The 12,086-nt window shown below is 45.4% G+C and carries 10 protein-coding genes; 4 read left to right on the top strand and 6 right to left on the bottom strand.

The window, feature by feature from the left end; all coding sequences use genetic code 11:
* Positions 1-128: 128 nt before the first annotated feature.
* From AC23N5_RS17665 to AC23N5_RS17655, 3 genes are all read right to left on the bottom strand, one after another.
* Complete coding sequence (locus AC23N5_RS17665) at positions 129-1,493, bottom strand: dipeptidase (protein ID WP_183974050.1); 1,365 nt, start codon at positions 1,491-1,493, stop codon at positions 129-131.
* A gap of 191 nt (positions 1,494-1,684) precedes the next feature.
* Positions 1,685-2,392 carry a hypothetical protein gene (locus tag AC23N5_RS17660; protein WP_487756601.1) on the bottom strand — a complete coding sequence of 236 codons (708 nt, stop codon included), beginning with the start codon at positions 2,390-2,392 and terminating at the stop codon, positions 1,685-1,687.
* On the bottom strand, positions 2,389-3,828 hold the full coding sequence (locus tag AC23N5_RS17655) for a DASH family cryptochrome (protein WP_487756600.1): 1,440 nt from the start codon (positions 3,826-3,828) through the stop codon (positions 2,389-2,391). The genes AC23N5_RS17660 and AC23N5_RS17655 overlap by 4 nt, the downstream gene beginning before the upstream one ends.
* Positions 3,829-4,077: 249 nt before the next feature.
* Between AC23N5_RS17655 and AC23N5_RS17650 the strand changes: the two genes are divergently transcribed.
* The 4 genes from AC23N5_RS17650 to AC23N5_RS17635 all read left to right on the top strand — a co-directional run bounded on the left by AC23N5_RS17650 (position 4,078) and on the right by AC23N5_RS17635 (position 6,897).
* Positions 4,078-4,374 carry a hypothetical protein gene (locus AC23N5_RS17650; protein WP_183974056.1) on the top strand — a complete coding sequence of 99 codons (297 nt, stop codon included), beginning with the start codon at positions 4,078-4,080 and terminating at the stop codon, positions 4,372-4,374.
* Positions 4,371-5,672, top strand: coding sequence for an outer membrane protein assembly factor BamB family protein (locus AC23N5_RS17645; RefSeq protein WP_487756599.1), 1,302 nt, complete (start codon positions 4,371-4,373; stop codon positions 5,670-5,672). The genes AC23N5_RS17650 and AC23N5_RS17645 overlap by 4 nt, the downstream gene beginning before the upstream one ends.
* Positions 5,673-5,705: 33 nt before the next feature.
* The gene (locus tag AC23N5_RS17640; RefSeq protein ID WP_487756598.1) at positions 5,706-6,371 is read left to right on the top strand and encodes a hypothetical protein; all 666 of its coding nucleotides are present in this window, start codon (positions 5,706-5,708) and stop codon (positions 6,369-6,371) included.
* A 64-nt stretch (positions 6,372-6,435) separates the two neighbouring features.
* The gene (locus tag AC23N5_RS17635) at positions 6,436-6,897 is read left to right on the top strand and encodes a hypothetical protein (protein ID WP_487756597.1); all 462 of its coding nucleotides are present in this window, start codon (positions 6,436-6,438) and stop codon (positions 6,895-6,897) included.
* 53 nt (positions 6,898-6,950) lie between these two features.
* Here the strand turns inward: AC23N5_RS17635 and hemL are convergent, their stop codons facing one another.
* The 3 genes from hemL to AC23N5_RS17620 form a co-directional block, all read right to left on the bottom strand.
* Complete coding sequence (gene hemL, locus AC23N5_RS17630; RefSeq protein WP_183974062.1) at positions 6,951-8,240, bottom strand: glutamate-1-semialdehyde 2,1-aminomutase; 1,290 nt, start codon at positions 8,238-8,240, stop codon at positions 6,951-6,953.
* Positions 8,241-8,276: 36 nt separating this feature from the next.
* A complete protein-coding gene (locus AC23N5_RS17625; RefSeq protein ID WP_487756596.1) occupies positions 8,277-9,983 on the bottom strand; it encodes an ABC transporter substrate-binding protein in 1,707 nt (568 codons plus the stop codon).
* A 230-nt stretch (positions 9,984-10,213) separates the two neighbouring features.
* Complete coding sequence (locus AC23N5_RS17620) at positions 10,214-11,962, bottom strand: phospho-sugar mutase (protein ID WP_487756595.1); 1,749 nt, start codon at positions 11,960-11,962, stop codon at positions 10,214-10,216.
* Positions 11,963-12,086 lie beyond the last annotated feature (124 nt).

Genomic DNA, 12,086 nt, shown 5'->3' with positions numbered 1-12,086 from the left:
TCTTTTTCCAGTCCATCCACAAAAATACTGCCTAACACTTTCTTTCTAAAACTCCTAGGCTAAGTGCGTTTAACCTACTTCATTTAAGAAACCCTACCCGTAGTGTCAGCGAGAATTATTGGCGTCAATTACCGTTTCAATTCAGCATAATGCTTGAAAAATAACGGGATGGTTTCAATGCCTTTGTAAAAATTGAACAAACCGTAGCTTTCATTGGGCGAGTGAAGGGCGTCAATGTCAAGCCCAAAGCCCATCAAAATAGACTTTAAGCCAAGCTCTTGTTCAAACAACGCCACAATCGGAATACTTCCGCCGCCGCGCGTAGGCACAGGTTGCTTGCCACCCCATGCTTCTTTCATGGCAAGCTCAGCAGCACGGTATTCAACCGAGTCAACGGGGGTAACGTACGGAAGGCCACCGTGGTGGGGTTTTACCACAACTTTGACCGACGGCGGAGCAATCGACAAGAAATGTTGGGTGAAAAGGTCCAAAATTTCGTCGTTATGTTGGTCGGGTACGAGGCGCATACTGATTTTGGCGTAGGCTTTAGAAGGCAACACCGTTTTGGCTCCTTCGCCAATGTATCCGCCCCAAATTCCATTTACATCAAGGGTAGGACGGATGCCCGTACGCTCGATGGTGGTATATCCCGTTTCGCCTTCAATTTCGTCGATGGCCAAGTCACGCTTGTACTCGTCCAAATCAAACGGAGCTTCGTTGAGCGCGGTGCGCTGGTCGGCGCTTAGTTCTTGTACTTTGTCATAAAACCCAGGAATCGTAATGTGATTGTTCTCGTCTTTCAACGACGCAATCATTTCGCACAATACATTAATAGGGTTGGCTACGGCACCACCATACACGCCCGAGTGGAGGTCGCGATTGGCACCCGTTACTTCTACTTCGAGGTACGTTAGCCCGCGCAAACCTACTTCAATCGAAGGGGTATCGTTGGCAATGATGCTGGTGTCAGAAATCAGGATAACGTCGGCTTTGAGTTTCTCTTTGTTTTCTCTCACAAACGTTCCGAGGTGGTCAGAGCCCACTTCTTCTTCTCCCTCAATCATAATTTTGACGTTGCAAGTCAGCGTGCCCGTTGCGACCATCGTTTCGAGGGCTTTGATGTGCATGTAAAACTGTCCTTTGTCGTCGCAAGCACCACGGGCATAAATCCGCTCGTTTTTGATAACAGGCTCAAACGGCGGCGAATCCCAAAGTTCATAAGGGTCGGCAGGCTGCACGTCGTAGTGGCCATAGATGAGCACGGTTGGGAGCGCGGGGTCAATGATTTTTTCACCATAAACGACTGGGTGACCAGGGGTTTCGTGAATTTCGGCAAGGTCAGCCCCTGCTTTCAGAATGGCATCTTTGACCGCTTCGGCACAGCGGCGCACATCGTCTTTGAATTTGGGGTCGGCACTGACCGATGGAATGCGGAGCAAGTCGAGCAACTCGCTCAAAAATCTATTTTTGTTGGCTTCGATGTAGTTTGTCATCTTTTGGAATATAACGTTCTTGTTTGTTGGAATCCGTTTGCCCCAAAGTTAGCGGGGTAAACGGATTTTCTTGAGTGATTTATGACAAAATAAACAGCCAATTCTAAAATCTGATTTTAGAATTGGCTGTTTATTCGTGAAAATACTCAAATGATTGCCATTTGCAACTTTGTATTTTACCCTTTACTTGTCTACTGACACTCAAACGTATATTCATACACGTTTTTAGAAAATTCCGTCCAGCGTACCTTTTCACCTACCTTTTTTAAGAGTGTTGGACAGCTCGAATAAAGGACTTTATATTCGTCGTCGTAGTCTTTCTTTTTGAGTTTTTTGGCTACATTATCACCTAGCTGAACGTAGTACGACTTATCGTCGCCGCCCGCCATGGTCATACCACCAAACCCTACGCGCATGGTTTCGGCGGCAAAAGGGTCGTGAAATACCTTGATTTTGCTGTTAAAACCTGGGTTAAGCAGCTGCATCAAGAGCATTTCGGGTTCTTTTTTGACGGCTACGTTGGCTTTCTCAAAATAGGCGTACCCTTTTTTGATGATTTCGCTGTCGATGTAGGTAGCGTCCCATTTTTTGACTTTGGTGCCCACGTCCATGTTGGTCGAAAATTTAGAGAAGCCGCTGGGCATCAAGTACATCGACTTGATTTTGTCGGGTGTAAATTTCCATTTTTTGCCGTTGGTATCTTTAATCGTTACTTCTTCGATTAAGCCTTTGCGGCGGTCGAGGTCTTCGAGCGTGCCTTCAATTTTGGTGCCGTCTTCGAGGGTTAGATAAGAAGTTTCTTTGCCCGAAAAACGGTCGTACGCAGGAATAAAATCTTGCGAGTAAGCGGCTGCCGAAATACAGAGAGCGGTGCTGAGTAGATAGTGCTTGATTTTCATCGTTTTAACCATTTGTTGCCATTAACGATGGGTTTGGGGTAATCATTGCCGAGCTGCACCCCAAAAGTTTTTTGTTCGGCAGGGCTAAGGTTCCATACTTGGTGAATCTTGGTTGCGGGTACATTGGCAAGCTGCGGTAGCCACGTCTTGACATACTCGCCTTGTTCGTCGTAGCGAGTGGCTTGGGTATGGATGTTGAAGTAGCGATTTTCGCGCGGGTCGTTGCCTACGCCAGCCACATAATTCCAGTTTCCCCAGTTGCTACACACATCATAATCAATGAGTTGGCTTTCAAAATAAGCCGCTCCCCACGTCCAGTTTAGGTGTAAATCTTTGGCCAAAAAACTAGCCACGTTTTGGCGTCCACGGTTCGACATAAAGCCTGTCAATTGCAACTCACGCATGTTGGCATCTACAAAAGGTACGCCCGTTTTTCCGTTTATCCATTGTTGGAAAAGCTCGTGGTTATTTTCCCATTTTTGCAAAATATTGTGCTGAATACCCGAAACTTTGAAGATACGAGAGCCAAATTTTAGGGTAATAAAACGGAAATAATCACGCCAAAGTAACTCAAAAACGAGCCAGTAAGTCGATTCGTTGGCGCCGCGCTGGGCTTCGTAGCGTTTTACTTCTTCGTAGATGTAGCGGGGCGAAACGCAACCATAGGCCAACCAAGCCGAAAATTTGGACGAATAGTCTTCGCCAAGCAAGCCGTTGCGGGTTTCTTTATAAACTTTGAGGTGGTCGGTATCCCAAAAATAATTTTTCAAACGCCGTAATCCCTCCGTTTCTCCTCCGTGAAAAGGAAGCACCCCACGGGCATCCGAAACGGGAAGGCTGGAAAAAAGAATCAGCTCGTATATTTCGGGGATTTTGCCAATTTCAATTCCTTCAGGAAGGCGAACGACTGTAGGTGTGGCAAAGGTCGGGCGTATTTTGGTTAGTTTTTCAACGGCTTTGCGAAACTCCGTAAAGGTGTCAGGAATGCGCGAAACCCAAAACGGCAGGTCGCGGGGGTGATACAGGGTAGATTGCCAAAAAACCTCAAACTCAATGTTATCAACCTTGAGCTTTTTGGAAAGCGCCGTTTCGATGTCAGCTTCTTCTTGGGCGGCTTCCTTGCTGGTATAAATGGCCTCGGCGGCGTATTCACGGGCCAATTCACTCAGGACAACCTCAGGCTTTCCCGTACGAATGACCAAGTTACCGCCTTTTTTGCGGAGGTTATCTTGTAAGTTTTGGACGGATTCGAGCAGGAATTTGGCGCGAAACGTCCCCGTTTTAGGAAAACCAAGGTGGTCGAGTTGCTGAAATTGGCGTGTATCAAAGACAAAGACAGGAATCACCTCTTCGGCGTCTTGGGTTGCTTTGAAAAAGCCTTCGTTATCGTGTAAACGTAAATCGTTTCGGAACCAATAAATAATGCGTTTGGGCATAAGACAAATCGTGTAATTGTTCTATTGTTCAAAACTACACTTTCGGCAGTAGGTTTTGAAAAAAGGCGACATTTTTTTACCGTTTACTCAAAAGGGAAACTATTAGTTGCGTTTGACTAAGAAAGCTTTTACATTGCTGACAATTGCCCTGTTTTACCCTGCTTTTGAGAATATAACTTGTAAAATAAGCCTGTAAAAGGCTTGAAAATGAAGTGTTTGTCTAAAATCAGTACCTTAAAACAGCTATAAATGTCAGTAGTTAATACCTTTCCTAACCACGCCATCAACGCCTTTGTGAGGGCTTGGTCTAATGTTGAGCCAAGGCACGACGTAACGATGTTTGCTCGTGACCAAACCGATGGCCTCGTACCGCGCCGCTCACAGATTGCGGAAAACACAGCTTGGGCATCCAATGCTGAAATACGAGAACTAGCGGGTAATAATCATCAGGAGATGAGACGAAGTAATCGGTCGCGAGAGGAATTGAATCGAGCTTTTGATGGACAAAGTCAGGCAACTACTGCATTTTCTATTCCGATGCGATGAATATAAGTAAACATATTTTTTATACCATAGCCGTTCTTTTGGGAACGGCTATGCTTACCGCCTGTCAGAAAGATAAGTGGCTGGAGAAGGTAGATGACAACGGGGTGGTTTTTCAAAAAAAGCCAATTTGGAAAACTATCAATAACTCAGACCCAAGAAACCCAGGCTCTGGCCCCAGGTTTGGTAAATTTGTTAATGCTAATCTCTTAGATGGATTTGCTGACATCCCTGCTAATTTTGAGTTTAAATTGTCATTATTAAATGTTAAAGATGGCGCTGCTCAGTGGCAGTGGAAAGATTTAATTAAATCTGGAGAAAAGTTATCATTACTTGACTACCAAGGCGCAACGGTCTATCAACAGGATCAATTCTTATTATACCATACAGGCCCGCGCACTTATTGTATCAATGCGGAGACAGGTACGACTATTTGGAAAAAAACAACAGACTACTCAGGGATAGGCTTATGCTATGGCTTAGGGGCGCACTATTTTACTTTTGGCACACCTATAGATTTATACGATAAAAGTATTTGGGAACAATCCATTTATCGAGGAGACATTCGCACGGGTAAGGAAGAGCAAATATTGACACCGCGTTATAGCCGAAAATACATCCGAGAGGGAATTACTAAATCTGATGTGGGCTTTGTAAATGATATTCGACCGCTGGTGGAAGGTAAAGATACTTTATTATTGATTACCTACAGTGAGTTAGGACCTCAAAGTCCAGAACAAGAAGCGTATCTGTCTTTGTATAATTTATCAGTGAAAAAGTGGGTCTATGACCGTAAGCCTTTGTGGGGTGAGCGTAAAGATGGCATTAGGAATGGTGCGGTTCGTTTGCGAGGAGATAAGATGTACACGATTACGAGTAATGAAGTGGTTTGCCATCACTGGCGAACAGGCGAGCGAGTATGGACTAAAGTGCTACCAAGTTTTGCGGAAATACAAGGTATATTTGAAAACCGCTACATGGTTTTGTATGATAGTATGAGTACGCTTTACTGCGTAGATGCCGATACGGGAGAACAAATTTGGAAACTGGGCAACGAGACATTAGACTATACAAGTTCGTATTACGATCAAGGGATTTTGTATTATTTGGCGAAAGGTAATCTTCGTGCACGGGAATTGAAAACCACCAAGTTGCTATGGGATATTCCCTCAGATACACCCAATAAATTAGATGGAGGATTCTGGGTGTTTGTGACGGGCTTACCAGGGAAAGACAGTGAAAAAGGGCGAATTTTTACGCGTACGGGCTACCATACGTATTGTTTTGAGGCGATAAAGTAAAAAGAAAATAGAAATTTATAATTATACTAAGGTATGGTAATCAGGAAGATTGTTTGTAAGGTTATTATTATCATGGGGGTAATGCTGTCTCTAGTTTCTTGCCGATTAGATGAGTTTTGGAGAAACGTTTTTCCTTGCAGTAGCCGTATTCCGCAAGCGTATAAACTGGGCAGTTTTGACCTCAACGTAAAGACCACTAAACCGAAACTTCATATTGGAGATACAGTGTACGTGAACTTGGCTATAAATCAACATGTCTATGATTCACTTACGAGAGAAAATGTAAAAGTTAGCGAACAAGTAGCTCTGTGGATTAAGGTTTGGTTGATTCCCGATACTACTTATAAAAAAAATAACCCTTTTGCTACTGACACGACTATTGCTCGTGTTTTTGACCAATACTTTACAATGCGGGTTCTAAAGGGAAAACGAAACAATGCTTACCATTTTGATTGTGAGTTAAAAAATGGCGTTTGGCAGTTGGAACTCCAATACATTGCTAAAAAGAAAGGCCAATATGAATTGCTAAGTAACTTTGATGAAATTAAAGCATGGAAACTTCCTAAAGGGGTCTGTATGCTTGGGAGTCCCTATTTCAATGCACAGGTTAACATAAAATCAACAAACAATCAGATAGGGGTCATCTATCCTCTTTTGCCTTCCTATCGACAAAACCATTTTGGATTTATTGTTGAATAAATAGATGGAAGTAATAACCGAGTTTTTGTTTTGAGGCGCTAAAGTAAAAATCAAATATATTTTTATGAAAACCATCCTTTCTATTTTGTTATGCACACTGCTGCTATGTTGTCAAAGAGAACCTGATTTGACCCAGAGCGCGTTGCAAGGGCGCTGGCAAATACAGCGTATTGAATTTTTAGGAAGAAATACGGCAGAGAATGACTCTGTCAAGTACTACAATGCGAGTTTTGTGGAGTTTAAAAAGGGGAAAGCAAACTACCGCGCTGAAGTTACGTATCGTTTTGATAACCAGACATTGGCTACGGCGGCTTACGTCATAAATAGCCCCAACCAAGTATTTTTCAATGAACCCTGCTGCGACGAGGCATTGTACAAAAATCTTCGCCTCTTTTTTAGAGGGCAGTACGAGGTAGAACTTGACCAAGAAAATCGACGTGTTGTTCTGGAAGGCGAAATGGAATTGTCACCTTTTACATCTAGTCGTACTTTACGCCCCGTTAGGGTACATTTATTGGAAGACTAAAAACTCCCACGAGCACAGTCATTTCTGCGCTCGTGGGGTATCTCAATGGGAAGTTATATGACTTCTTTCAATGCTTCTTCGTTGGTCTCAATCAACTGCTGAACGTGCTGGTCTTCAAGCGCGTATGAGAAAAACAGGCTTTCAAACTGCGAAGGAGCAAGGTAAATGCCGCGCTTCAACATGGCTTGAAAATACCGTCCAAACAAGGCCAAATCAGCCGTTTTAGCGGAGTTAAAATCGGTCACGGGCTGGTCGGTCATAAACAACGTAAACATCGACCCGATTTGGTTAATGGTGTAGTTGAGACCCAGCTTTTGGAGTGAGGCGTTAAACCCGTTTTTGATGGTGCTACCCACTTCTTCAAGGCGGGTATATACTTCGGGGTGGCTGTCGAGGTAGCGCAACATGGCCAATCCTGCCGACATCGCAATGGGGTTTCCAGAAAGCGTCCCTGCTTGATACACAGGCCCTGCGGGCGATACGCAGTCCATGATTTCACGCTTGCCACCGTAAGCACCTACGGGCATTCCACCCCCGATGATTTTACCCATCGTCGTCATGTCGGGCATAATGCCAAAACGCTCTTGCGCACCGCCTTTGGCCAAGCGGAAGCCCGTCATCACTTCGTCAAAAATGAGGACGATGCCTTCTTTGGTACACAAATCGCGGATGGCTTGGAGGTAGCCTTCGTTGGGCAATACACAGCCCATGTTCCCAACCACGGGTTCCAAAATCAAGGCCGCTACTTGGCCTTTGTTGGCTTCGACGAGGGTGGTTAGGGCGGCGAGGTCGTTGAAAGGTGCCGTGAGGGTGTCGTTGGCGACGCCTTTGGTAACGCCTGGGCTATCAGGAACGCCCATCGTAACGGCACCACTGCCTGCGGCAATCAAAAAGCTGTCGCCGTGGCCGTGGTAGCAGCCTTCAAACTTGATGATTTTGTCGCGACCTGTATATCCCCGCGCTACCCGAATGGCCGACATGGTGGCTTCGGTGCCCGAGTTGACCATCCGTACTTTTTCGACCGAAGGTACCATGCTGATAATCAATTCCGCCATTTCGACTTCTTTGCGGGTAGGGGCGCCAAACGAAAACGAGTTTTGAATTGCATCCGACACGGCTTTTTCGATGAGCTCGTGGGCGTGGCCCAAAATCATGGGCCCCCAAGAGTTGATACATTCGAGGTATTGGTTGCCGTCTTCGTCGTAGAGGTACGGGCCCTTGGCCGATTTAATAAAAATAGGGGAACCGCCTACGGCACGAAAGGCGCGTACGGGCGAGTTGACCCCACCAGGGATGTATTGTTTGGCTTTTTCGAAAAGTGCTTGACTTTGATTGATTTGCATTGCTGATTTGGCAAAAATTAATTGAGTTAATAAACGTTACTGCGCGTTGACCCGCACCCACCTGGCATCGTCGATTTGGATAATGGGTACAACTTGGTTGTCGTTGGAATGTTGGTAATTAAAACCCGATAATAAATAATCGTCGTCGTACGAACGAACGTCTAGCCCGTTGCGTAATTGGTTTTGGTACTTGTGGAGCATTCGCCCAAAAAACAGCACGAGGTCGTACCCCTGCAAGGCATAAATGGAAGGAACGGTGTTGCGTTTTGAAAAATACAGATTCTGAAAATCACGGACTTGAGTTTTGGCAATGTCAATAAACTCAGTATCAATGATATAAACAGGGCTGCTATTAAATGTGTTTGCCCCGACGCCGCCCACGTTAAAAGCCGTAGAATTGGCAAGTAACGGTACGTTGATATGGCGTTTGTCCATCAGAGTCAATAGTTTGTTTCCATCGTTTTCATTACTACTAAAAACGGCAATGTGCCCTGGTTTGTTTACGCTCGAAATGGTCGCAGTGCTGTCTAGTTTTTCGCGGGTGCGGCGAAAATCTGACACCTGATAGCCCGAAGCAGTGGCTTTGGCGCGGTAAGCTGCGGCCAACGTGGAGTCGCGGCGAGAGCTGCCGTAATAGATGGCTACTTTTTTGGAGGTAGCAGCGGGCAACGAGCGCATATAATCAAAACTCTGAGACGCCTGACGTTCAAAAGAAGGTTGTAGCAAAAGTGTATTGGAGAAAGTAGCACTTAAGTCGGTTACGAGCGAAGTGGGGTGCACGTAATAAATGCCATTGCTTTGGGCAAAATCGGCGGCCAATTTGGCGGGCTCGCTGTAAACGGGGCCAACGATGAGGTCGGTTTGGGCAAAATTGGTATTGTTGACCACGTTGAGCATGTCTTCGGGGTCGCTGCCTATGTCGTACGTAAACATATTCACCAAAATTCCCTCTTGCTGGAGCTTGGCTTTGGCGAGTTTCATGCCTTCGTACATGTCGTACGCAAACTGATTGCTACGAACGCGTTGGTTGGGTGAAAACTCCTTTACTTTAAATGGTAGAATGACCGCAATGTTATAATATCCCTTTGACTGACTGTTGGTGTTTTTTTTCATCGGCGTCACGTCGTTGGCAGGCTTGGTGGGAGCAATACCAAAACGATTCGTAAGGTCATCGGAGAGTTCTAAATCGGCTTTGTCGTTGGAAGTTCGTTGAATAACATCAATCAAACGAAGGGCTACAATCTTATCGGAAGGATGTTGTTGATTGAGTTTTTTTAGCAACGCCAAATCTTGAACGGGGTTGATATACACGCGTTTGAGTGGCTCCACGTCCTTTTTGACTGAAACGTTGGTAATTTCGGCTAAATATTCGAGTGCTTTGTTGTACTGCTTATCCCGAAACGATAAGTCGGCGAGTAGGTACGAGACTTCGTCCATTTTTTTCCATTCAGGAAAGCGTTCCCTCAGTTGGAGCAACATCTGTTGACTTTCGAGGGGGCGGTTGTTTTTGAGGGCCGCCAAGCTGTAATAGTACTGCGCAAAAGGAACCAGACCATGTTGGTATTTGCGGGCCGTCAACAGCAGTAAATCAGCCATGGCGAGGTTGTATTCACCTGTTTTATAGAGTGCTACGGCACGTTTATAGTCGCGTTCGTAGTTGGCATCTTGGGCCAAACTTTTGAACGAGAGCGTTACCCCTGCCCAGAGGGTAAGACACCATAGTAAGGTATTTATTTTCCTCATTACGAGTTGATTAGGGTTTGTACGTTGTATATGGTAGAATTTGGTTGGGTGTAAAAATACGGAAGAACCTCTAAAACAAAAAAGCCAACTCGCTATATGCGAATGGCTTTTCTCACACTTAACCTATGATGAAAAGCCCCAGGTTTTAGCTGGGACTCTAAACGTAACGTGAATATACGGCAAAATATTTTATCTGCCCAAAAATTTTTAAAAAAAATTATTATTTGGTCTTATTTCAATCCCAATTCTTCCCCGATAGAGGCTACTTTTTGTTTCAATGAAGCGTAAACCGCATCAAACTCTTCGTTGCTGTTGAGTGGTGCTACTACGCCTACATAAAACTTGATTTTAGGCTCCGTACCCGACGGACGGCAGGTAAACTTGGTGCCGTCGGCGGTAAAGAATTGAAGCACGTTCGACGACTCAATCCCCATGCTTCCCGAAGGAATGTCAACGGTCGTGCCATTTTCGGTGCGTTTCAAGAATTTGTAATCGTCGATGCGAACCACGGGCGAACCCGCCAACGACTGCGGAGGATTGGCGCGGAAGTCGGCCATCATTTGCTGAATTTCTTCGGCCCCAGCTTTTCCTTTTTTGGTCAATGAAATGAGTCCTTCGTAGTAGAAGCCAAATTGTTTATAGACTTCCATCAGCATATCAAACAAGCTCAAGCCTTTGTCTTTAGCGTAGGCCGTCAACTCAGCGATCATTCCGCAACTAGCAATGGCGTCTTTATCGCGCACAGCGTCGCCGATGAGGTAGCCGTAGCTTTCTTCACCGCCACCAATAAACTGCTGCTGCCCTTCCAACTCTCTGATTACTTGGGCGATGTACTTAAAGCCTGTGAGCGTATTGTAGCAATAAACGTCATAACCCGCCGCCATCTTGTCGATGAGGTCGGTGGTTACGATGGTTTTACAAACAAACTCTTTGCCCGTCAACTTGCCTGCTTCTTTCCACGCTTGGAGGAGGTAATAAATGAGCAACGTAGCGGTTTGGTTACCATTAAGTAATTGAATCTCACCGTGGTGGTTTTTAACGGCAATCCCTACGCGGTCGGCGTCGGGGTCAGTACCTAGCACAAGGTCGGCGTCGATTTCCTTGGCTTTATTCACTGCCATCGACATCGCTTCTGATTCCTCAGGGTTAGGATACACCACCGTCGGGAATTGCCCGTTTCCGCTGGCTTCGGCTTGTTCGTCGATAACGGTCACGTTTTCAAAGCCCATTTTTTGAAGCAATGGTGGTACCAACGTCACGCCCGTTCCGTGGATGGGCGTAAAGACAATTTTAAGGTCTTTTTGGCGCGCAATTGCGTCTTTAGAAATAGAAAGTGAAACAATTTGGTCGAGGTATTTTTCGTCCACTTCTTTGCCAATAAGGTGAATTTTAGAGCTGTCACCTTCAAACTTTATGTCGTCAATCGACTGGATTGCGTTTACTTCGGCAATCACATTGCGGTCGTGCGGGGCTACCACTTGTGAGCCATCGTCCCAGTATGCCTTGTAGCCATTGTATTCTTTTGGGTTGTGAGAAGCCGTTACGACAACGCCGCTTTTGCAGCCCAAAAGACGGATGGCAAAGCTCAGTTCTGGCGTGGGGCGAAGGGCTTCAAAAAGATACACCTCAATGCCGTTGGCCGAAAAAATATTGGCAGTTACTCGCGCAAATTCATCTGATTTGATGCGGCTATCGTGGGCAATTGCCACGCTAATTTTTTCGCCTGCAAAATTTTTGTTGAGGTAATTGGCCAAGCCTTGCGTAGCTGCCCCGATGGTGTACTGGTTCATCCGATTGGAACCCACGCCAATCAGACCGCGCAACCCCCCTGTTCCAAATTCTAAGTCTTTGTAAAACGAATCGGTAAGTTCGGTAATGTTTTCTTGGTCAAGGAGTTGTTGGATTGTTGCTTTTGTTTCGGCATCGTAATTTCCGCCAAGCCATTGGTCTATTTTGGTTTGTACAGCAGCTTCGAGCATGGTAGGTTTATGTTTTTGGAGGTTTGAGAAATAATCTAAGGATAAAATCTGATAGTTGACGGACAAATTTACTAACTCATCCGAATCTTGCAAGTGAATCGAAAAGTTATGTCAAATTATTGAG

Source organism: Runella sp. R5_40 (assembly GCF_057652295.1).
The sequence above is the reverse complement of the archived record's forward strand: the minus strand, read 5'-3'. Positions and strand labels throughout refer to the sequence as shown.

Excerpts from the sequence above, each read along its gene's own strand:
- AC23N5_RS17625 (WP_487756596.1), bottom strand. The coding sequence starts at position 9,983 with ATGAGGAAAATAAATACCTTACTATGGTGTCTTACCCTCTGGGCAGGG.
- AC23N5_RS17650 (WP_183974056.1), top strand. The coding sequence starts at position 4,078 with ATGTCAGTAGTTAATACCTTTCCTAACCACGCCATCAACGCCTTTGTG.
- AC23N5_RS17660 (WP_487756601.1), bottom strand. The coding sequence starts at position 2,392 with ATGAAAATCAAGCACTATCTACTCAGCACCGCTCTCTGTATTTCGGCA.
- AC23N5_RS17655 (WP_487756600.1), bottom strand. The coding sequence starts at position 3,828 with ATGCCCAAACGCATTATTTATTGGTTCCGAAACGATTTACGTTTACAC.
- AC23N5_RS17640 (WP_487756598.1), top strand. The coding sequence starts at position 5,706 with ATGGTAATCAGGAAGATTGTTTGTAAGGTTATTATTATCATGGGGGTA.
- AC23N5_RS17665 (WP_183974050.1), bottom strand. The coding sequence starts at position 1,493 with ATGACAAACTACATCGAAGCCAACAAAAATAGATTTTTGAGCGAGTTG.
- AC23N5_RS17620 (WP_487756595.1), bottom strand. The coding sequence starts at position 11,962 with ATGCTCGAAGCTGCTGTACAAACCAAAATAGACCAATGGCTTGGCGGA.
- AC23N5_RS17635 (WP_487756597.1), top strand. The coding sequence starts at position 6,436 with ATGAAAACCATCCTTTCTATTTTGTTATGCACACTGCTGCTATGTTGT.
- hemL (WP_183974062.1), bottom strand. The coding sequence starts at position 8,240 with ATGCAAATCAATCAAAGTCAAGCACTTTTCGAAAAAGCCAAACAATAC.
- AC23N5_RS17645 (WP_487756599.1), top strand. The coding sequence starts at position 4,371 with ATGAATATAAGTAAACATATTTTTTATACCATAGCCGTTCTTTTGGGA.